This is a genomic window from Arenibacter algicola (assembly GCF_018860365.1).
In the GTDB taxonomy this organism is placed as follows: Bacteria; Bacteroidota; Bacteroidia; order Flavobacteriales; family Flavobacteriaceae; genus Arenibacter; species Arenibacter algicola_B.
The window spans coordinates 90,889-111,133 of record NZ_JAHKPO010000016.1; the positions used below are offsets into that span (position 1 = coordinate 90,889).

Genomic DNA, 20,245 nt, shown 5'->3' on the forward strand with positions numbered 1-20,245 from the left:
TTTGTAACTTTGGGATATGTCCATAGAATCATTTATTTCATATTTGTCTTTGGAGAAGAACTATTCTCCGCATACTACAAAAGCATATCAGAACGATATAATCGAATTTAAAAATTTTTGTAGGGAGGAGTTTGATCTTGAGGATATAGTCCAAGTATCTTACAGCTTGATTAGGAGTTGGGTAATTTCCTTGGTGGAATCAGGGGTATCCAACCGGTCTGTAAATCGCAAAATTGCATCGTTAAAGGCTTATTATAAGTTTCTTTTGGGAGTAGGGATTTTGACCATTAACCCTTTGGCAAAACATAAAGCCCTTAAGACTTCAAAGAAAATTGAGATTCCTTTTTCCGAAATGGAGATGGAAGATGTTCTTTCCCAAATTCCTTTCGAAGATAATTTTGAAGGTAAGCGCGACAAGTTGATTATCGAATTGCTGTATACGACGGGTATAAGACGAGCTGAACTGATAGGTCTTAAGGTTAAGGATGTGGATTATGGGGCTATGACAATAAAGGTATTGGGAAAGCGAAATAAGGAAAGGATTATTCCGCTTTTGGAGGCTACCAAGGATTTGTTTTTGGAATATAATCATGAACGCAATGCGTTGCAAGTAATCCAGGATGAAGCGTTTATTTTTCTCTCGGGCAAAGGCAATAAAATGTACGAAACGCTTGTTTATAGAATTATAAATAAGTACTTTAGTTTAGTGTCGGCCAAGGTAAAAAAGAGTCCGCATATTTTAAGGCATACCTTTGCCACACATTTGCTAAATAAGGGGGCGGATTTAAATTCCGTAAAGGAATTATTGGGGCATTCCAGTTTGGCATCAACACAGGTTTATACCCATAATAGTATTGCGGAATTAAAGAAGGTACATTTGGCGGCTCATCCTAGAAGTAAGAAATAGTACAGTCTTAATTTATTGTTTAATTCTTTTAAAACTTCATTCTATGAAAGTAAATGCACAATCGGTGAATTTCACTGCAGACGGAAAGCTTATTGACTTTATTCAGGCAAGATTGAATAAAATGGAACTGTTTTATGACAAGGTAATTAGTTCCGATGTCTACCTAAAGGTTGAAAACACAAGTGCCAAGGAGAATAAAATCGTGGAAATCAAGGTGTTGGTACCTAAAGATAAGTTTGTGGTAAAAAAGCAATGTAAGTCCTTTGAAGAGGCTGTGGACACGGCATGTAGTTCCTTGGAAAGGAAGTTGGTTAAGCGAAAAGAAAAAATAAGATTAAATGCTTAAAAAAATTATCAAAAAATGTTTTGATTAAATAAATAAATATCTACATTTGCAGTCCGTTAGAAATAGCGGACTTTTTTTTGACGAAAAAAGTAACAAAAGCCGATGTAGCTCAGCTGGCTAGAGCAGCTGATTTGTAATCAGCAGGTCGTGGGTTCGAGTCCCTCTATCGGCTCAAAAAAAACAGAAATAGTATTATTTTTGTTTGAAATTTTGAAATAGGGTTGAAAAGCGATTGGGACGAGAAGTTTATCCCGAGCGTAGTCGAGGGGAATCCCTCTATCGGCTCAAAAAAAAGAAAATTTATATTTTCTTAGGTTCTTTAAAATATGGTTTGGGGAGATACTCAAGCGGCCAACGAGGGCAGACTGTAAATCTGCTGACTACGTCTTCGCAGGTTCGAATCCTGCTCTCCCCACAAAAGGCTTTAATTAGTCTTTGTATGAAAATACAGAAAGTTTTTTTTGAAATGATGAAATTAATTTTTAGGTTTGCCTAAAAATTATAAAAGCGGGAGTAGCTCAGTTGGTAGAGCGTCAGCCTTCCAAGCTGAATGTCGCCGGTTCGAACCCGGTCTCCCGCTCTAAATTTTAAAAGCAAAAGCTCCTTTGATGGGGCTTTGCGCAATTAAAATTAAATGGACTAGATTTTAAGATCCTGTCCAGAGCGACGCCGAGGGTAAACTTCGTCAACGCTCTTAAACTTTGGGTATAGGGTATAGTTTTAGATTGGGCCTGGCCCAATGGTTAAAATTAAAGATGCCGGTGTAGCTCAGGGGTAGAGCGTTTCCTTGGTAAGGAAGAGGTCATGAGTTCAAATCTCATCATTGGCTCAATTAAGGCATTATTTGTACACTAATATAAACTAAGAATTAAAATTAACAAACATGGCAAAGGCAACATTTGATCGTTCCAAACCGCATTTAAATATAGGTACTATTGGACACGTGGATCACGGTAAAACTACATTGACTGCTGCGATTACTACAGTATTGGCAAACGCAGGACTTTCTGAAATGAGAAGTTTCGATTCTATCGATAACGCTCCTGAAGAAAAGGAAAGAGGTATTACAATTAATACTTCACACGTAGAATATTCTACCGCGAACCGTCACTATGCTCACGTGGATTGTCCAGGTCACGCGGATTACGTAAAGAACATGGTTACTGGTGCTGCTCAAATGGACGGTGCTATTTTGGTTGTTGCTGCTACTGATGGTCCTATGCCACAGACTCGTGAGCACATCCTTTTAGGACGTCAGGTTGGTATTCCAAGAATCGTTGTTTTCTTGAACAAGGTTGATATGGTTGATGATGAGGAGCTTTTGGAATTGGTTGAAATGGAAGTAAGGGAGTTGCTTTCTTTCTACGAGTATGATGGAGACAATGGACCTGTTATTTCTGGATCGGCTTTAGGTGCACTTAACGGTGAGCAAAAATGGGTTGATACTGTAATGGAATTGATGGAAGCTGTTGATAGCTGGATCGAATTGCCAACAAGGGATGTTGATAAGCCTTTCTTGATGCCTGTTGAAGATGTATTTACTATTACTGGTCGTGGAACTGTTGCTACTGGACGTATTGAAACAGGAGTTGCAAACACAGGAGATCCTGTTGAGATCATCGGTATGGGTGCTGAGAAATTGAACTCTACCATTACTGGGGTTGAGATGTTCCGTAAGATATTGGACAGAGGTGAAGCTGGAGATAACGTTGGTATCCTTTTGAGAGGTATTGAAAAATCTCAAATAAAAAGAGGGATGGTAATCTGTAAGCCAGGTTCTGTTAAGCCACACGCTAAATTTGAAGCTGAGGTTTATATCCTTAAAAAAGAAGAAGGTGGACGTCACACTCCATTTCATAACAACTACCGTCCTCAGTTCTATGTAAGAACTACAGATGTTACTGGTACTATCAATCTTCCTAGTGGAGTTGAGATGGTTATGCCTGGTGATAACCTTACTATTATTGTTGACTTGTTGTCTCCAATTGCACTTAGTGAAGGTTTGCGTTTTGCTATCCGTGAAGGTGGTAGAACAGTTGGTGCAGGTCAGGTTACCAAGATATTAGATTAATATTTAGTATAGTATTGTTTACATTGAGGGTGTCTTGCTAAAGCGGGATACCTTTCAATGTAAATATAAACGGGTGTAGCTCAGTTGGTAGAGCACTGGTCTCCAAAACCAGGTGTCGGGAGTTCGAGCCTCTCCGCCCGTGCAAAATACAATGGGTTCTTTTCTGATTGGGATGATGTCGTCAGTATTTTTTTAAGGCCTTGTTTTATAGTTTAGAAAATAAATATTTCGCAGCATGATTACATATATAAGAGAATCTATAGACGAACTTAGGAATAACGTTACTTTGCCTACAAGGGCGGAGTCTTCCAACTTGATGGTGATCGTAGCGGTGTTTTCTATAATTTTTGCGCTTGCGACTTGGGGTGTTGATAGTTTGTTTGGTAAATTGATACAACTGTATTTCAATAACATAATCAATTAAGAAGCACTGTATGTCAGAAGTATTGGATAAGAAATGGTATGTTGTAAGAGCTGTAAGTGGTCAGGAGAACAAAATTAAAGGCTATATAGAGGCAGAAATTGCTAGGCTTGGTTTTGAAGACTATTTGGAAGAAGTTCTTGTTCCTACTGAAAAAGTGGTGCAAATAAGGAACGGGAAAAAGATAAATAAGGAACGTGTTTACTTTCCTGGATATATTATGATCAAAGCCAACCTTGGAGGGGAAATGATTCATATTATCCGTTCTATTACCAATGTTATTGGATTTTTGGGTGAGACCAAAGGTGGGGATCCTGTTCCCTTGAGGAAATCCGAAGTGAATAGAATGCTTGGGAAAGTGGATGAATTGGCTGTTAAGACCGATAGTGTTGCCATACCATTTGTGTTTGGTGAAACTGTAAAGGTTATTGACGGGCCTTTCAATGGTTTTAACGGAACCGTAGAAAAAATTAATGAAGAAAAACGCAAGCTGGAGGTAATGGTGAAGATTTTTGGAAGAAAAACACCATTGGAACTCAGCTATATGCAAGTAGAAAAAGTTTAATAAGAACTGTTACATAGATAAAAGAAGTGTTGCTTCCAAATTAACACTCTTTAAATTTAATTTTAAACAATGGCAAAAGAAGTAAGTAAAGTAGTTAAACTACAAGTTAGGGGAGGTGCAGCGAATCCATCGCCACCGGTTGGACCCGCTTTAGGTGCTGCCGGGGTCAACATTATGGAGTTCTGTAAGCAATTCAATGCTCGTACGCAGGACAAGCCAGGCAAAGTATTGCCAGTTGCGATCACGGTTTATAAAGACAAGTCGTTCGACTTCGTTGTAAAGACACCGCCGGCGGCAGTTCAATTAATGGAAGCGGCTAAGATTAAAAAAGGATCTGGCGAGCCTAACAGAAACAAGGTTGCAAGTGTATCTTGGGACCAGATCAAGTTGATCGCTGAAGACAAAATGGTAGATCTTAATGCCTTTACGGTAGAATCAGCAATGAGTATGGTTGCGGGTACAGCAAGATCTATGGGTTTAAAAGTTGCAGGCAACAGACCTTTTTAAAATCTTAAAAGCAATTTAGAATGGCAAAATTAACAAAGAAGCAAAAAGAAGCCCACAGCAAAATAGATAAGAACAAACTCTATTCTGTTGAAGAGGCATCTGCTTTAGTAAAAGAAATAACCAATACAAAATTCGATGCATCTGTTGAATTGGCGGTACGTTTGGGCGTTGATCCAAGAAAAGCCAATCAAATGGTTCGTGGTGTTGTTACACTTCCCCACGGTACTGGTAAAGATGTTAAGGTTTTGGCTTTGGTAACACCGGACAAAGAAGCTGAGGCTAAAGAAGCTGGAGCTGATTTCGTAGGATTGGACGAATATTTGGATAAAATTAAAAACGGTTGGACCGATGTTGATGTAATCATCACAATGCCAAGTGTTATGGGTAAGCTAGGTCCTTTAGGTAGGGTCTTGGGACCAAGAGGTCTTATGCCGAACCCAAAAACAGGTACGGTTACAATGGATGTTGCCAAAGCAGTAGCTGAGGTAAAAGCCGGTAAGATCGATTTTAAAGTGGATAAAACAGGAATTGTGCATGCTGCAATTGGGAAAGTTTCTTTCTCAGCTGATAAAATTGCGGATAATGCCAACGAACTGTTGGATACATTGGTAAAATTAAAGCCAACTGCAGCCAAAGGAGTATATGTAAAAACTATATATATGTCCAGTACCATGAGTCCTAGTGTTGCATTGGATCCAAAAGCAGTTTAACTGGTAGTTAAAAATTTTTATTATGACAAGAGAAGAGAAATTAAATGTTATACAAGATTTAACTGCGCAGTTAGGGGATAGCTCCACTATATATTTAGCCGATATTTCCGGATTAAATGCTGAAACTACTTCAGCTTTAAGAAGGGCTTGTTACAAGGCTGATATAAAACTTGCTGTAGTTAAGAATACCTTGCTTGCAAAAGCAATGGAGGCTTCGGATAAGGATTTCGGTGAACTTCCAACAGTATTGAAGGGGAATACCTCTTTAATGTTTTCGGAAACCGGAAATGCACCTGCAAAGCTGATCAAGACTTTTAGAAAAAAGTCTAACAAGCCTTTGTTGAAAGGAGCATATATTGCCGAAGCAATTTATGTTGGTGATGATCAATTGGATGCTCTAGAAAGCATTAAGTCTAAAGAAGAAATGGTTGGAGAAATTATTGGATTGTTACAATCCCCAGCTAAAAATGTTATTTCTGGACTTAAATCTGGTGGTGGTAAACTTGCTGGAATCCTTAAGACATTATCAGAAAGATAATACGTACGCACTAAAAACAATTATATTTTAAAATTTTATTAAACGATAGAAAAATGGCAGATTTAAAAGATTTCGCAGAACAATTGGTTAACCTTACAGTAAAGGAAGTAAATGAGTTGGCTAATATATTAAAAGATGAGTACGGTATAGAGCCTGCAGCTGCTGCAGTTGCTGTTGCTGCTGGTGGCGGTGCTGCTGAAGGTGGTGATGCTGCTGAAGCTCAAACTGAATTTGATGTTATATTGAAAGCAGCCGGTGCTTCTAAATTGGCAGTTGTTAAATTGGTTAAGGAATTAACTGGTTTAGGATTGAAAGATGCTAAAGATATCGTTGATAGCGCACCAAAAGCCGTTAAGGAAGGTGTTTCTAAAGACGAAGCTGAAGGAATTAAAAAATCTTTGGAAGAAGCAGGAGCGGAAGTTGAGCTTAAATAATAGTAACAACAACCATTATTATTTTGGTTTAGGTCTTTCCGCTTTTTGTGGCTAGACCTAAGCCTTTTTATACATACCGTGTATATTGTAGTACACTACCCAATTAAAATATTCACGTTCAAAATTTTGTCCATAGATGTTCACAAATCAGACTGAAAGAATAAGTTTCGCATCCGCTAAGAACACTCCGAACTATCCGGATTTCTTGGACATTCAGATTAAATCATTTCAAGATTTTTTTCAGCTTGAAACTAAATCTGACGAGAGGGGCAATGAAGGGTTGTATAACACCTTCATGGAAAACTTTCCCATTACAGACACGAGGAACCAGTTCGTATTAGAATTTTTAGATTACTTCATTGATCCACCGAGATATTCCATTCAAGAATGTATAGAGCGTGGACTTACTTATAGTGTTCCATTAAAAGCAAGATTAAAATTATATTGTACAGATCCCGAGCATGAGGATTTCGAGACTATTGTACAAGATGTGTACTTAGGAACTATTCCTTATATGACGCCAAGTGGTACCTTTGTTATCAATGGTGCGGAACGTGTTGTTGTTTCTCAGTTGCACCGTTCTCCAGGGGTTTTCTTTGGTCAATCTTTCCATGCTAACGGAACTAAGTTGTATTCTGCTAGGGTTATTCCTTTTAAAGGTTCTTGGATAGAATTTGCAACAGATATCAATGGTGTTATGTACGCCTATATTGATAGAAAGAAAAAATTACCGGTTACCACCTTGTTCAGGGCCATTGGCTTTGAAAGGGATAAGGATATTTTGGAGATATTTGACCTTTCTGAAGAGGTTAAGGTTTCCAATGCCGGCTTGAAAAAAGTATTGGGCCGTAAATTGGCGGCTAGAGTGTTGAACACATGGCACGAGGATTTTGTGGATGAGGATACTGGCGAAGTGGTATCTATTGAAAGAAATGAGATTATCCTTGACCGTGATACTATTTTAGAAAAGGATCATATTAATGAGATATTGGAAGCTGATGTGAAAACTATTCTTTTGCATAAAGAGAATAACGCACAGAGCGATTATGCCATTATCCATAACACCCTTCAAAAGGATCCAACAAACTCTGAAAAAGAGGCTGTTGAACATATTTATCGTCAATTGCGTAATGCAGAACCGCCAGATGAGGAAACAGCACGTGGTATTATAGATAAATTGTTCTTCTCTGATCAGCGTTATAACCTTGGTGAGGTTGGGCGTTATAGAATGAACAAAAAATTGGGATTGGATATTGGAATGGACAAGCAGGTCTTGACCAAAGAAGATATCATTACAATTATAAAATATTTGATCGAGTTGATCAACTCAAAAGCTGAGATCGATGATATTGATCACCTTTCCAACCGTAGGGTAAGGACTGTGGGTGAGCAATTATCCCAGCAATTTGGTGTTGGTCTGGCGCGTATGGCCAGAACAATTCGGGAGCGTATGAACGTACGTGATAATGAGGTGTTTACCCCGATCGATTTGATCAATGCCAAGACCTTGTCTTCGGTAATCAATTCGTTCTTTGGTACCAACCAGTTATCGCAGTTTATGGATCAAACAAATCCATTGGCAGAGATTACGCACAAAAGAAGATTATCGGCATTGGGGCCAGGTGGACTTTCTAGGGAAAGAGCAGGGTTTGAGGTACGTGATGTTCACTATACCCACTACGGAAGACTTTGTCCTATTGAAACTCCTGAAGGACCAAACATTGGATTAATATCTTCACTTTCGGTATTTGCCAAGGTGAACCCAATGGGCTTCTTGGAAACACCATACCGCAAGGTAGATAACGGTACTGTAAATATTAATGACTTTACTTACCTAAGTGCAGAAGAGGAAGAAGGAATGAAAATTGCCCAGGCAAACATTCCTATGGATGAAAAAGGAACCATTACTGCGGAGAAGGTAATTGCAAGGGAAGAAGGGGATTTCCCAGTAGTAGATCCTGCGGAAATTCAGTATACCGATGTTGCGCCAAACCAGATAGCATCTATTTCGGCATCTTTGATTCCATTTTTGGAACATGATGATGCCAACAGGGCCTTGATGGGTTCTAACATGATGCGTCAGGCAGTTCCATTATTAAAGCCGGAATCACCTATCGTAGGTACAGGTTTGGAGCGTCAAGTGGCGTCGGATTCAAGGGTATTGATCAATGCAGAAGGAGATGGGGTTATAGAATATGTTGATTCCCAAAAAATTACAATTAAGTACGACCGTACCGAAGAGCAAAGATTGGTAAGCTTCGAGGAGGATTCCAAGACTTATGAATTGGTCAAGTTTAGAAAAACTAACCAAGGAACAAGTATTAACCTTAAACCAATTGTTAAAAAGGGTTACAAGGTTAAAAAAGGACAAGTTCTTTGTGAAGGTTATGCTACTGAAAGCGGTGAATTGGCCTTGGGAAGAAACTTGGTAGTGGCTTTCATGCCTTGGAAAGGTTATAACTTTGAGGATGCGATCGTAATTTCTGAAAAAGTGGTTCGTGAGGATATCTTTACGTCCATCCACGTTGATGAGTACGCATTGGAGGTAAGGGATACCAAATTGGGAGCTGAAGAGTTGACCAATGATATTCCTAACGTTTCTGAAGAAGCTACCAAGGATTTGGATGAATACGGTATGATCCGTATTGGAGCGGAAGTTAAGCCTGGCGATATTTTGATCGGTAAGATCACTCCAAAAGGTGAGTCCGATCCTACTCCGGAAGAAAAATTATTACGTGCCATTTTTGGTGACAAAGCCGGTGATGTAAAAGATGCGTCCTTAAAGGCATCCCCATCTCTTAGAGGGGTTGTTATTGATAAGAAATTGTTCTCAAGATCTGTTAAGGATAAGCGTAAGCGTTCCGAGGACAAGGAAGAACTTTCCAAATTGGAGTTGGAATACGAAGTAAAATTCCAACAGTTGAAAGATGTATTGGTTGAAAAGCTATTTACATTGGTCAACGGCAAAACTTCTCAAGGGGTATTGAACGACCTTGGGGAAGAAGTGTTGCCAAAAGGGAAGAAATATACCATGAAAATGTTGAACGCCGTTGATGATTTTGCCCATTTGGTTGGGGGAAGTTGGACTACGGATAAGGAAAGCAATACCATGGTAACCGATCTTTTGCACAACTATAAGATTAAGTTGAACGACCTTCAAGGTAACCTTAGAAGGGACAAGTTCACTATTTCTGTAGGAGATGAATTGCCTGCCGGTATTATGAAATTGGCCAAAGTTTATATTGCTAAAAAGCGTAAACTAAAGGTTGGTGATAAAATGGCGGGTCGTCACGGAAACAAAGGTATCGTTTCAAGAATCGTACGTCATGAGGATATGCCGTTCCTAGAGGATGGAACACCTGTGGATATCGTATTGAATCCGTTAGGGGTACCTTCGCGTATGAACATTGGACAGATATATGAAACTGTTTTAGGATGGGCCGGATTAAAATTAGGGAAGAAATATGCGACCCCAATTTTTGACGGAGCTACCTTGGATGAAATCAATGCCTATACCGATGAAGCTGGAATTCCGAGATTTGGTCATACTTATCTTCACGATGGTGGTACTGGTCAGCGTTTTGATCAGCCAGCGACAGTTGGGGTTATCTATATGTTGAAACTTGGACATATGGTAGATGATAAGATGCACGCTCGTTCAATTGGGCCATACTCACTTATTACACAACAGCCATTGGGTGGTAAAGCACAATTTGGTGGACAGCGTTTTGGAGAGATGGAAGTTTGGGCGCTCGAAGCATATGGTGCCTCTGCTACATTACGTGAAATATTGACCGTTAAATCGGATGATGTTATAGGTAGGGCCAAGACTTACGAGGCGATCGTAAAAGGAGAGACCATGCCAGAACCTGGTTTGCCAGAATCTTTCAACGTATTAATGCACGAACTTAAGGGATTAGGTTTGGATATTAGATTGGAAGAATAACAAGGATTGGTTTTGAACACTATTCCTAATAACAAGAATTAAATTAGTATCAGAATATAGTTATGGCTAGACTAAAAGATAATAATACCATTAAAAGGTTCGATAAAATTTCAATCGGTTTGGCATCTCCAGAAGCTATTTTGGCAGAGTCAAGAGGTGAGGTTTTAAAACCTGAAACTATTAACTATAGAACGCACAAGCCTGAGCGGGACGGTCTATTCTGTGAGCGTATTTTTGGTCCTGTAAAGGATTATGAATGTGCCTGTGGAAAGTATAAAAGAATCCGTTACCGTGGTATTGTTTGTGATCGTTGTGGGGTAGAGGTAACAGAGAAAAAGGTACGTAGAGATAGGGTAGGACACATTAATTTGGTGGTTCCTGTTGCCCATATCTGGTATTTCCGTTCCCTGCCCAATAAGATTGGTTACCTATTAGGTTTGCCTTCCAAGAAATTGGATATGATTATTTACTACGAGCGTTATGTAGTAATTCAGCCAGGTATTGCCAAGGGACCAGACGGTGAGGAAATCCAAAAAATGGATTTCTTGAGCGAAGAGGAGTATTTGAATATATTGGATTCTATTCCACAAGAGAATCAGTACTTGGAAGATACTGACCCAAATAAGTTTATCGCTAAAATGGGTGCGGAATGTCTTATTGACCTTTTGGCAAGAATAGACTTGAGCCAATTGTCTTATGAATTGAGACATAAAGCCAATACTGAAACTTCCAAACAACGTAAGACCGAGGCCTTGAAAAGACTTCAAGTAGTTGAAGCCTTAAGGGAATCCCAAGAAAATAGGGAGAACAGACCGGATTGGATGATCATGAAGGTAATTCCTGTTATTCCACCTGAATTACGTCCTTTGGTTCCATTGGATGGTGGTCGTTTTGCCACCTCGGATTTGAATGATCTTTATAGAAGGGTTATTATAAGAAACAACCGTCTTAAGAGATTGGTCGAAATTAAGGCTCCAGAGGTAATTCTTAGAAATGAGAAACGTATGCTTCAGGAGGCAGTGGATTCTTTATTTGATAACACACGTAAGGCATCTGCAGTTAAGACCGAATCCAATAGGCCGCTAAAATCACTTTCAGATTCATTGAAAGGAAAGCAAGGTCGTTTCCGTCAAAACCTTTTGGGTAAACGTGTGGATTATTCGGCTCGTTCGGTAATCGTCGTTGGACCTGAAATGCAGTTGTTCGAATGTGGTTTGCCTAAAGATATGGCTGCTGAACTATACAAACCTTTTGTAATCCGTAAATTGATCGAGAGGGGTATTGTAAAAACGGTGAAATCTGCCAAGAAGATCATAGATAAGAAAGAACCAGTTGTTTGGGATATTCTTGAAAATGTTTTAAAAGGGCATCCAGTATTGTTAAACCGTGCACCTACATTGCACAGACTAGGTATACAGGCATTCCAGCCAAAGCTTATTGAAGGTAAGGCTATACGTTTGCACCCATTGGTATGTACTGCATTTAATGCGGATTTTGATGGGGATCAAATGGCAGTTCACTTGCCTTTGGGACCTGAGGCTATTTTGGAGGCACAACTTTTAATGTTGGCATCACATAATATCTTGAACCCTGCAAACGGTTCGCCTATTACTGTACCATCTCAGGATATGGTCTTGGGTCTATATTATATGACCAAGGAAAGAAAATCCACTCCAGAAGTAGCAGTAAAAGGGGAAGGTTTAACGTTCTATTCCTATGAAGAGGTGGTTATCGCCTTTAATGAGGGTAGATTGGATCTTAACGCTGGTATCAAGGTACGTGCCAAAGATTTTAATGAGGCTGGTGAATTGGTTAATCAGATCATTCCAACAACAGTTGGTAGGGTATTGTTTAACATGGTAGTTCCAGAGGAGGCAGGATACATTAATGAGGTACTGAACAAAAAATCGCTTAGGGATATTATTGGTAATATATTAAATGTTACCGATGTTCCAACAACAGCCGATTTCTTGGATAAAATAAAAACTATGGGATATGAATTCGCTTTTAAAGGTGGATTGTCCTTTAGCTTGGGGGATATTATTATTCCGCCGGAGAAACATGAAATGATTGCGGATGCCAATACACAGGTAGATGGTATTATGGCCAACTATAACATGGGTCTTATAACCAATAACGAACGTTACAATCAGGTAATTGACGTTTGGACATCGACCAATGCTATGTTGACAGAATTGGCAATGAAGCGTATTCGTGAGGATCAGCAAGGATTTAACTCTGTGTATATGATGTTGGATTCTGGTGCAAGGGGCTCCAAGGAGCAGATTCGCCAGTTGACCGGTATGCGTGGATTAATGGCAAAACCAAAGAAATCTACTGCCGGAGGTGGGGAAATTATTGAAAACCCTATTTTGTCCAACTTTAAAGAGGGTCTATCCATTCTTGAATACTTTATATCTACTCACGGTGCGCGTAAGGGTCTTGCGGATACGGCGTTGAAAACGGCGGATGCAGGTTATCTAACACGTCGTTTGGTGGATGTTTCACAGGATGTAATTATCAATATTGAGGATTGTGAAACACTAAGAGGGGTTCAAGTTGAAGCTCTTAAGAAAAATGAAGAGATTGTTGAAACTTTAGGGGAGCGTATCCTTGGAAGGGTTTCTTTACATGATGTTTATGATCCTATTTCTGAAGAATTGCTTTTAAAGGCAGGCCAGGAAATTATGGAATCGGATGTGAAGAAAATAGAAGCATCCCCAGTTGAAAAAGTAGAGGTGCGTTCTGCCTTGACATGTGAGGCCCAGAAAGGTATCTGTGGTAAATGTTACGGAAGAAACTTGTCTACCAATAAAATGGTACAACGAGGAGAGGCTGTTGGTGTAGTAGCTGCACAGTCTATCGGTGAGCCAGGAACACAGTTAACATTGCGTACTTTCCACGTGGGAGGTATTGCAGGTAACATCTCCGAAGAAAATAAATTGGAGGCCAGATTTGCTGGTGTTGCTGAGATTGAAGATTTAAGGACAGTTACTAGTCAGGATGGAGAAGGTAAAAAATCTGAAATTGTAATTTCTAGGACATCAGAGATTAAAGTTGTAGATGCAAAATCTGGAATAACACTAAGTACCAATAACATTCCTTACGGTTCACAGTTGTTCATTAAGAATGGTGAAAAAATCGAAAAAGGTCAGGTTATTTGTTCTTGGGATCCTTATAACGGGGTTATTGTTTCAGAATTCCCTGGACAGATTGCATATGAAAATATAGAACAAGGTATTACTTACCAAGTAGAGATCGATGAACAAACAGGATTCCAAGAGAAAGTAATTTCGGAATCAAGGAACAAGAAATTGATACCTACCCTATTGATCAAAAACAATAAGGATGAAGTATTGCGTTCTTATAACCTTCCGGTTGGATCGCACATTATGGTAGATGACGGAGACAAGATCAACGAAGGTAAAATTTTGGTTAAGATACCGCGTAAATCAGCTAAGGCTGGGGATATTACCGGTGGTCTTCCAAGAGTTACCGAATTGTTCGAAGCTCGTAACCCATCTAACCCTGCTGTTGTTTCCGAGATTGATGGTGTTGTTTCCTTTGGTAAGATAAAGAGAGGTAACCGAGAAATAATCATCGAATCCAAATTGGGTGAGGTTAAGAAATACTTGGTTAAATTGTCGAATCAGATTCTTGTTCAAGAAAATGATTATGTACGTGCCGGGATGCCATTATCCGACGGGTCAATTACTCCTGAAGATATCTTGGCAATCAAAGGGCCTTCAGCTGTACAACAATACTTGGTGAACGAAGTTCAGGAAGTATATCGTTTACAAGGGGTGAAGATCAATGACAAGCACTTTGAGGTAGTAGTTCGTCAAATGATGCGTAAAGTACGTATAGAGGATCCGGGAGATACTATCTTCTTAGAAAATCAATTGGTTCACAAGGATGATTTCATCCAAGAGAATGATGAGATTTTTGGACAGAAAGTGGTAGAAGATGCTGGTGATTCCGAAAACTTAAAACCGGGTCAGATTGTAAGTGCCCGTGAATTAAGGGATGAAAACTCTATTCTTAAACGAAATGATAAGAATTTGGTTACTGCAAGGGATGCTGTAGCAGCAACTGCTACTCCTATTCTACAAGGAATTACACGTGCTTCCTTACAGACGAAATCATTTATCTCGGCTGCTTCATTCCAGGAAACGACTAAAGTACTTAACGAAGCTGCGGTAAGCGGTAAGGTAGATACTCTGGAAGGATTGAAAGAAAACGTAATTGTTGGTCATAAAATACCAGCAGGTACGGGAATGAGGGATTATGAAAATATCATTGTAGGTTCCAAAGAGGAATACGATGAAATCATGGCCCGAAAAGAGGAATTGAAATTCTAAATAATTAGAACCTCGGTGTTATTCACCGAGGTTTTTTTTTGGACAATTGGCAATTAAATTGTTCTTTGTTCATTACCGTTTAGTCAAATAGTAATAGATAATCATTTTTTGTAATGAGTGATAAAGATCAAAACCAAAAACAGATCAATATAGAATTGGACGAGAAAACGGCCGAGGGAATATATTCCAATTTAGCCATAATCAATCATTCTGTTTCAGAGTTTGTAGTAGATTTTATTAGTATGATGCCTGGGGCTCCAAAAGCAAAGGTTAAAAGTAGAATTGTGCTTACCCCGCAGCATGCCAAGAAATTCTTAAAGGCGCTTGGCGATAATGTTAGTCGCTTCGAAAAAGCTCATGGAACCATAAAGGATTATGAGCAGCCCCCAATTCCATTAAATTTTGGACCAACGGGTGAGGCTTAAAAATTAAAAAACCTTCTGTATCTACAGAAGGTTTTTTAGTTTTATGGGAATCGAGATGTGATTTAGTCGAATTCTGAAGTAAAATGTAGTTTTACATTGGGATATTTTTGCTGTGTCATTTGCAGCGAAAATTGGGAATCCGCAAGAAAGACTAGTTGTTTTCTCTTGTCCTTGGCCAAAAACTTCTGTTTTACGCGTTTAAATTCCTTAAATTCCTCACTGTTCTTATCTTTTGGGTCTACCCAGCAAGCTTTGTAAACCGGAAAGTTTTCATAAGTACATTTGGCGGCATATTCGTGCTCCAAACGGTATTGTATTACTTCAAACTGTAGGGCACCCACGGTTCCTATTACTTTTCTGTTGTTCATTTCCAGGGTGAATAACTGGGCAACCCCTTCATCCATCAATTGATCAATCCCTTTGTTTAGCTGTTTCGCTTTCATGGGATCGGCATTGTTGATATATCTAAAATGTTCCGGAGAAAAACTGGGAATTCCTTTGTAATGCAGTATTTCGCCCTCTGTTAAAGTGTCCCCAATTTTGAAATTACCGGTATCATGTAATCCAACAATATCCCCAGGATAGGAAATATCCACAATTTCTTTTTTCTCTGCGAAAAATGCATTGGGACTGGAGAATTTTAAATTTTTGTTTTGACGTACGTGTAAATAGGGTTTGTTTCTTTCAAAAGTACCAGAAACTATTTTTATGAATGCAAGACGATCCCTGTGCTTGGGGTCCATATTGGCGTGTATCTTAAATACAAAGCCGGTTAATTCCTTTTCATTGGCTTGGACCAAGCGCTCTTCGGCCATTTTGGCCCGTGGTGATGGTGCAATATCTATAAAACAGTCCAACAGTTCCCTTACACCAAAATTGTTCAGGGCAGAACCAAAAAATACGGGTTGCTGTGTTCCTTTAAGATAACTTTCCTTGTCAAATGGTGGATATACTCCATTCACTAGTTCTAGATTGTCCCTTAGTTCTGTGGCTGCTTTTGTTCCTATGATTTTTTCAAGCTGTGGGTTGTTTATATCATCGAAAGCAATAGTGTCTTCAATATTCTTTTTACTGTCCCCGCTAAAAAGATTAATGTTTTTTTCGTAAATATTATAGATTCCCTTAAAATCATAACCCATACCAATGGGGAAACTTAAAGGAGTTACGGAAAGGCCCAATTTCTGTTCTACTTCGTCCAATAAATCGAAGGCGTCCTTCCCTTCCCGGTCCAATTTGTTGATGAATACGATCATCGGGATGTTGCGCATTCTACAAACTTCTACCAATTTTTCAGTTTGCTCCTCCACACCTTTAGCAACATCAACAACAACAATTACGCTATCAACAGCAGTCAGGGTCCTAAAGGTATCTTCCGCAAAATCCTTGTGTCCAGGGGTATCCAGGATATTTATTTTTTTGTCTTTGTATAGAAAGGCAAGAACAGAGGTGGCTACCGAAATACCTCTTTGTTTTTCAATTTCCATAAAGTCACTGGTAGCAGTTTTCTTTATCTTGTTGTTTTTCACGGCTCCTGCTTCCTGAATAGCACCTCCAAAAAGCAGTAGTTTTTCTGTTAGTGTTGTTTTTCCCGCATCGGGATGCGATATTATTCCGAAAGTCCTTCTTCTTTCAATTTGTTCACTAAAACTCATTGATTATTTGATTTCGGCAAAAATAAGTCAAATTAATTTTTTTCAACCAGCAAATGCCCGTAAATAAGGCAAAGAAATATTAATTGGTGGATATTCTGGATTAGACGGGGTATTCCATACATACTTGGCTTTAGTTCATTTCAGTTTGGGGTGTATTTTGGGGTATGTTTAAGCTTGCTTTTTTCGTCCTATACTGTTAGGTGTTGGGAAATTGTTTTTCGGGGTTTATTTTAGGTAGATCCCGAATTTATGCAGACCACTTTTCCGGATTTAATGCAGGGTGGTTTTGGATATTATGGATGAAATTATCTGTTGGTCATTGTTGTGCTATAACTTTCCACTTACTTTTTTATAAGTAAAAACCTACAATGTAATATTGTTTTACACACTATTTTTACTTGATAATCACAACCTTTTCAAGGTCGTTTTTGTAAATAATTAACACTTTGTCGAGTAATACGGTTATTGGCAGATTTTATATAATTTATGGCTTGAAAACCTTATGAGTATTGATTTTTTAGATATATCTTGCATGTAATATTGGAGTTGGCCCCAACTTCTTACATTTGTTTATGACCTATTATGCCATGGTGATCAGTTGATATAAAACTATCATTTATGGAAAAAATTACTTTCTTTAATATTAAGGAAAAAGTAAGAGGCGCCTTAGGTTTAGCTTTGGCGATTTTGGCGTTGCTATTTACTTCTTCCTTTGACAATATTCCTTCATTTGTATCATTAGGCCAGGTTTATTTGGATTCCGATGGGGATGGGGTTTCGGATTCTTTGGATATTGATTCTGATGGTGACGGGATATTAGATTCAATTGAGGGCGATATCGATTCCGATGGAGATGGTATTGCGAATTATTTGGATGTGGATTCGGATAATGATGGAATTCTGGATAATATTGAGGCGCAGGCTTCTAGAAATTATATTTCCCCTTCTAAAGTGGATAGTGATAAGAACGGACTGGATGACGCTTATGAGCTCACACCTGGTAATGGTGGTGGCCTTATTCCTGTAGATACCGATGGTGACGGTGTTCCAGATTATTTGGATTTGGACTCTGATAATGATGGAATACTCGATAGTCTTGAATCCAGCGTTCTGAGTACCGATTTTGATTGTGAGACAGTACCAAATTTAAATTTCAGTAATGCCCCTACCTTGGAATCTGGGGATGCCCTATCTGAAGGTGCGGTATATAGATTTTCTAATATTACAGATGAACTGGATGCTCTGGTAACTATCGAGAGTGTGGTAAATGGCCGGATTAGCACTTTGGATCAAAATTCGGTCGACTCTGAATTTTTTAAACCCGAGATTGAGTTTACAACAACTGATGATGTAAGAAGGCCTTATGTGGATTTACGGATCTCCATGGTCAAAACAGGAACTAATGAAACTGCAGTACTTGATGAGCTTATCGCCAATTTTATCGACGTAGATGGTAATAGTCAATATCAGGAATTCAATAGGTTCGATACCCCGGTAAGTTATACCTATGACAATCCTACTGAGGTAGGAGTTAACTATACCGCTGGGGGATTGTTAATAAATGGGGGTGTTAAGGAATATGACGGAATATCCAATACCCATCCTTCAGTTAATGTAGCGGTCGAATTTGTTAATATAAGTACTTTTGTCTTCCGGTTCGGGATACAAGCGTCAACCAATGAGAACTTTACAACCAATGTTCCTAGGCAATCTGGAATTCAATTTTCTTGCCTGGATAACTTTGTTGATCCACAAACAATTACCTTTAGTAAGGATATAGATTCTGATGGTGATAGTTACCCTGATAGGGTAGATATAGATTCCGACAATGACGGTATTCCTGATAATGTGGAGGCCCAAACAACGGACGGATATATTCCACCAACCGGTTTGGATAGTGACAATGATGGTTTGGATAATGCCTATGATGGACCCGTTAACCAAGGCTTGATTCCTGTGAATACGGACGGTACTGATATGCCAGATTATTTGGACTTGGATACGGACAACGATTTGGTTCCTGATAATATAGAGGGGAATGACTTCAATTTTGATGGTACTCCTGATCAAATTTTTACAGGAACTGATAGTGATGGGGATGGCTTGGATGATGGTTATGAGGGAGAGGACATTAATGATGGCTTTGACGTAAATGATGAAATTGATAATCCAGCTAGCGACCTTCCAAATACTGACGGCGTTGATGATGTAAATTATCGTGATATTGATGATGATGGAGATGGGGTAACTACGGTAAAGGAAAAAGAGGACGATACTAATCCACTTGATCCCTGCGATTATAATCCAGAGAGTGTGACCTTAACTCAAAATGGGGCCTATTTAACAGCCGATTGTGATGGTGATGGGGTAACTAACGAGGACGAGAAAGAAGACGGTACAGATCCGTTGGATTCCTGCGATTTTGTTTTGGCCCACCAAACTGTAGCTCCTTCCATTACATGGAACGATACTGACTGTGATGGGGATGGGGTAACCAATGAGGATGAGAAAACTGATGGTACAGATCCTTTAGATCCATGTGATTACCTTCCCGAAAGTGTAACCCTAACACCTAGTGTAGATTGGGAGGTTCTTGATTGTGACAATGACGGTAATCCAAATGGAACAGATCCTGATCCACTTGTTGCAACTGCGAGGGATGACTCTGGGTCAACCCCTGCCTTGACAGAAGTGGCGATCAATATTTTGGAAAATGATGATTATTTGCCTAATAATCACCCTGACAATTTGGGTATTACGTCTTTATCCATGATTGGTGGCAGCGCCTTAGGAACTGTTCTTTTTGATGAAGAAACTGGTTTCTTGAACTATACTCCTGTTGAATCGGAATCCAATACAACTGTTACTATTATTTATCAGGTGTGTAACGTTATTCCTGATCCCAATGTTTGTGCATCGGCTACGGTAACTATTCAGGTAGGTCCCGATATGGACAATGTGATCGATGCGGTGGACGACACTTATGGCGTGGAAACCGGTGTGAGTGGTGTAATCCCTGATAGCAACGTGCTCGGCAACGATACCATAAACGGTGAAGTGGTAGCCGCCACGGACGTAGTGCTTACTTCTACGCCAACGGACGAACTTACTATAAACGAGGATGGCAGTGTTAGCGTTGCCCCCGGTACTGCCGATGGCACCTACACTATAGAATATACGATCTGTGAAGTGGCCAATACGGACAATTGTGATACAGGTACCGTAACTATTCAGGTAGGCCCCGATATGGACAATGTAATCGATGCGGTGGACGACACTTATGGCGTAGAAACCGGTGTGAGTGGTGTTATACCAGGTAGCAACGTGCTCGGCAACGATACAATAAACGGTGAAGTGGTAGC

14 protein-coding genes and 5 tRNA genes are annotated in these 20,245 nt (G+C 39.4%); 18 read left to right on the forward strand and 1 reads right to left on the reverse strand.

Going from position 1 to position 20,245, the window contains the following annotated elements:
* Positions 1-16: 16 nt before the first annotated feature.
* The 17 genes from KO529_RS15300 (at position 17) to KO529_RS15380 (ending at position 15,231) form a co-directional block, all read left to right on the forward strand.
* Positions 17-907 (forward strand): tyrosine-type recombinase/integrase, encoded by an 891-nt coding sequence (locus KO529_RS15300; RefSeq protein WP_215948749.1) that lies wholly within the window; start codon positions 17-19, stop codon positions 905-907.
* 43 nt (positions 908-950) lie between these two features.
* On the forward strand, positions 951-1,253 hold the full coding sequence (gene hpf, locus KO529_RS15305; RefSeq protein WP_031444834.1) for a ribosome hibernation-promoting factor, HPF/YfiA family: 303 nt from the start codon (positions 951-953) through the stop codon (positions 1,251-1,253).
* Between the two features lie 98 nt (positions 1,254-1,351).
* Positions 1,352-1,425: transfer RNA gene (locus KO529_RS15310), tRNA-Thr, on the forward strand.
* A 161-nt stretch (positions 1,426-1,586) separates the two neighbouring features.
* Positions 1,587-1,668 (forward strand) — tRNA-Tyr (locus KO529_RS15315).
* 92 nt (positions 1,669-1,760) lie between these two features.
* Positions 1,761-1,833, forward strand: a tRNA-Gly gene (locus KO529_RS15320).
* Between the two features lie 177 nt (positions 1,834-2,010).
* Positions 2,011-2,082: transfer RNA gene (locus KO529_RS15325), tRNA-Thr, on the forward strand.
* Between the two features lie 54 nt (positions 2,083-2,136).
* Entirely contained in the window at positions 2,137-3,324 is a 1,188-nt protein-coding gene (tuf, locus tag KO529_RS15330; RefSeq protein WP_031444833.1) for an elongation factor Tu, read from the forward strand.
* Positions 3,325-3,393: 69 nt separating this feature from the next.
* A tRNA-Trp gene (locus tag KO529_RS15335) sits at positions 3,394-3,466 on the forward strand.
* 93 nt (positions 3,467-3,559) lie between these two features.
* Entirely contained in the window at positions 3,560-3,748 is a 189-nt protein-coding gene (gene secE / locus KO529_RS15340; RefSeq protein ID WP_215948750.1) for a preprotein translocase subunit SecE, read from the forward strand.
* 10 nt (positions 3,749-3,758) lie between these two features.
* Positions 3,759-4,310, forward strand: a complete 552-nt coding sequence (gene nusG / locus KO529_RS15345; RefSeq protein WP_103442761.1) for a transcription termination/antitermination protein NusG — start codon at positions 3,759-3,761, stop codon at positions 4,308-4,310.
* 69 nt (positions 4,311-4,379) lie between these two features.
* A complete protein-coding gene (gene rplK / locus KO529_RS15350) occupies positions 4,380-4,817 on the forward strand; it encodes a 50S ribosomal protein L11 (RefSeq protein ID WP_031444830.1) in 438 nt (145 codons plus the stop codon).
* 20 nt (positions 4,818-4,837) lie between these two features.
* Positions 4,838-5,527 carry a 50S ribosomal protein L1 gene (gene rplA, locus KO529_RS15355; protein ID WP_031444829.1) on the forward strand — a complete coding sequence of 230 codons (690 nt, stop codon included), beginning with the start codon at positions 4,838-4,840 and terminating at the stop codon, positions 5,525-5,527.
* Positions 5,528-5,549: 22 nt separating this feature from the next.
* The gene (rplJ, locus tag KO529_RS15360) at positions 5,550-6,065 is read left to right on the forward strand and encodes a 50S ribosomal protein L10 (protein ID WP_103477258.1); all 516 of its coding nucleotides are present in this window, start codon (positions 5,550-5,552) and stop codon (positions 6,063-6,065) included.
* 53 nt (positions 6,066-6,118) lie between these two features.
* Positions 6,119-6,499, forward strand: a complete 381-nt coding sequence (gene rplL, locus KO529_RS15365; protein ID WP_215948751.1) for a 50S ribosomal protein L7/L12 — start codon at positions 6,119-6,121, stop codon at positions 6,497-6,499.
* Positions 6,500-6,635: 136 nt separating this feature from the next.
* Complete coding sequence (rpoB, locus tag KO529_RS15370) at positions 6,636-10,445, forward strand: DNA-directed RNA polymerase subunit beta (protein WP_031444826.1); 3,810 nt, start codon at positions 6,636-6,638, stop codon at positions 10,443-10,445.
* Positions 10,446-10,507: 62 nt separating this feature from the next.
* Entirely contained in the window at positions 10,508-14,806 is a 4,299-nt protein-coding gene (rpoC, locus tag KO529_RS15375) for a DNA-directed RNA polymerase subunit beta' (protein ID WP_215948752.1), read from the forward strand.
* A 113-nt stretch (positions 14,807-14,919) separates the two neighbouring features.
* The gene (locus tag KO529_RS15380; protein ID WP_072863284.1) at positions 14,920-15,231 is read left to right on the forward strand and encodes a DUF3467 domain-containing protein; all 312 of its coding nucleotides are present in this window, start codon (positions 14,920-14,922) and stop codon (positions 15,229-15,231) included.
* 62 nt (positions 15,232-15,293) lie between these two features.
* Here the strand turns inward: KO529_RS15380 and KO529_RS15385 are convergent, their stop codons facing one another.
* A complete protein-coding gene (locus KO529_RS15385) occupies positions 15,294-16,883 on the reverse strand; it encodes a peptide chain release factor 3 (protein WP_215948753.1) in 1,590 nt (529 codons plus the stop codon).
* 618 nt (positions 16,884-17,501) lie between these two features.
* On the opposite strand from KO529_RS15385, the gene KO529_RS15390 reads away from it, so the two are divergent.
* Positions 17,502-20,245, forward strand: a 2,744-nt coding sequence (locus KO529_RS15390; RefSeq protein WP_215948754.1) for a thrombospondin type 3 repeat-containing protein, incomplete at its 3' end; no start/stop codon positions are given.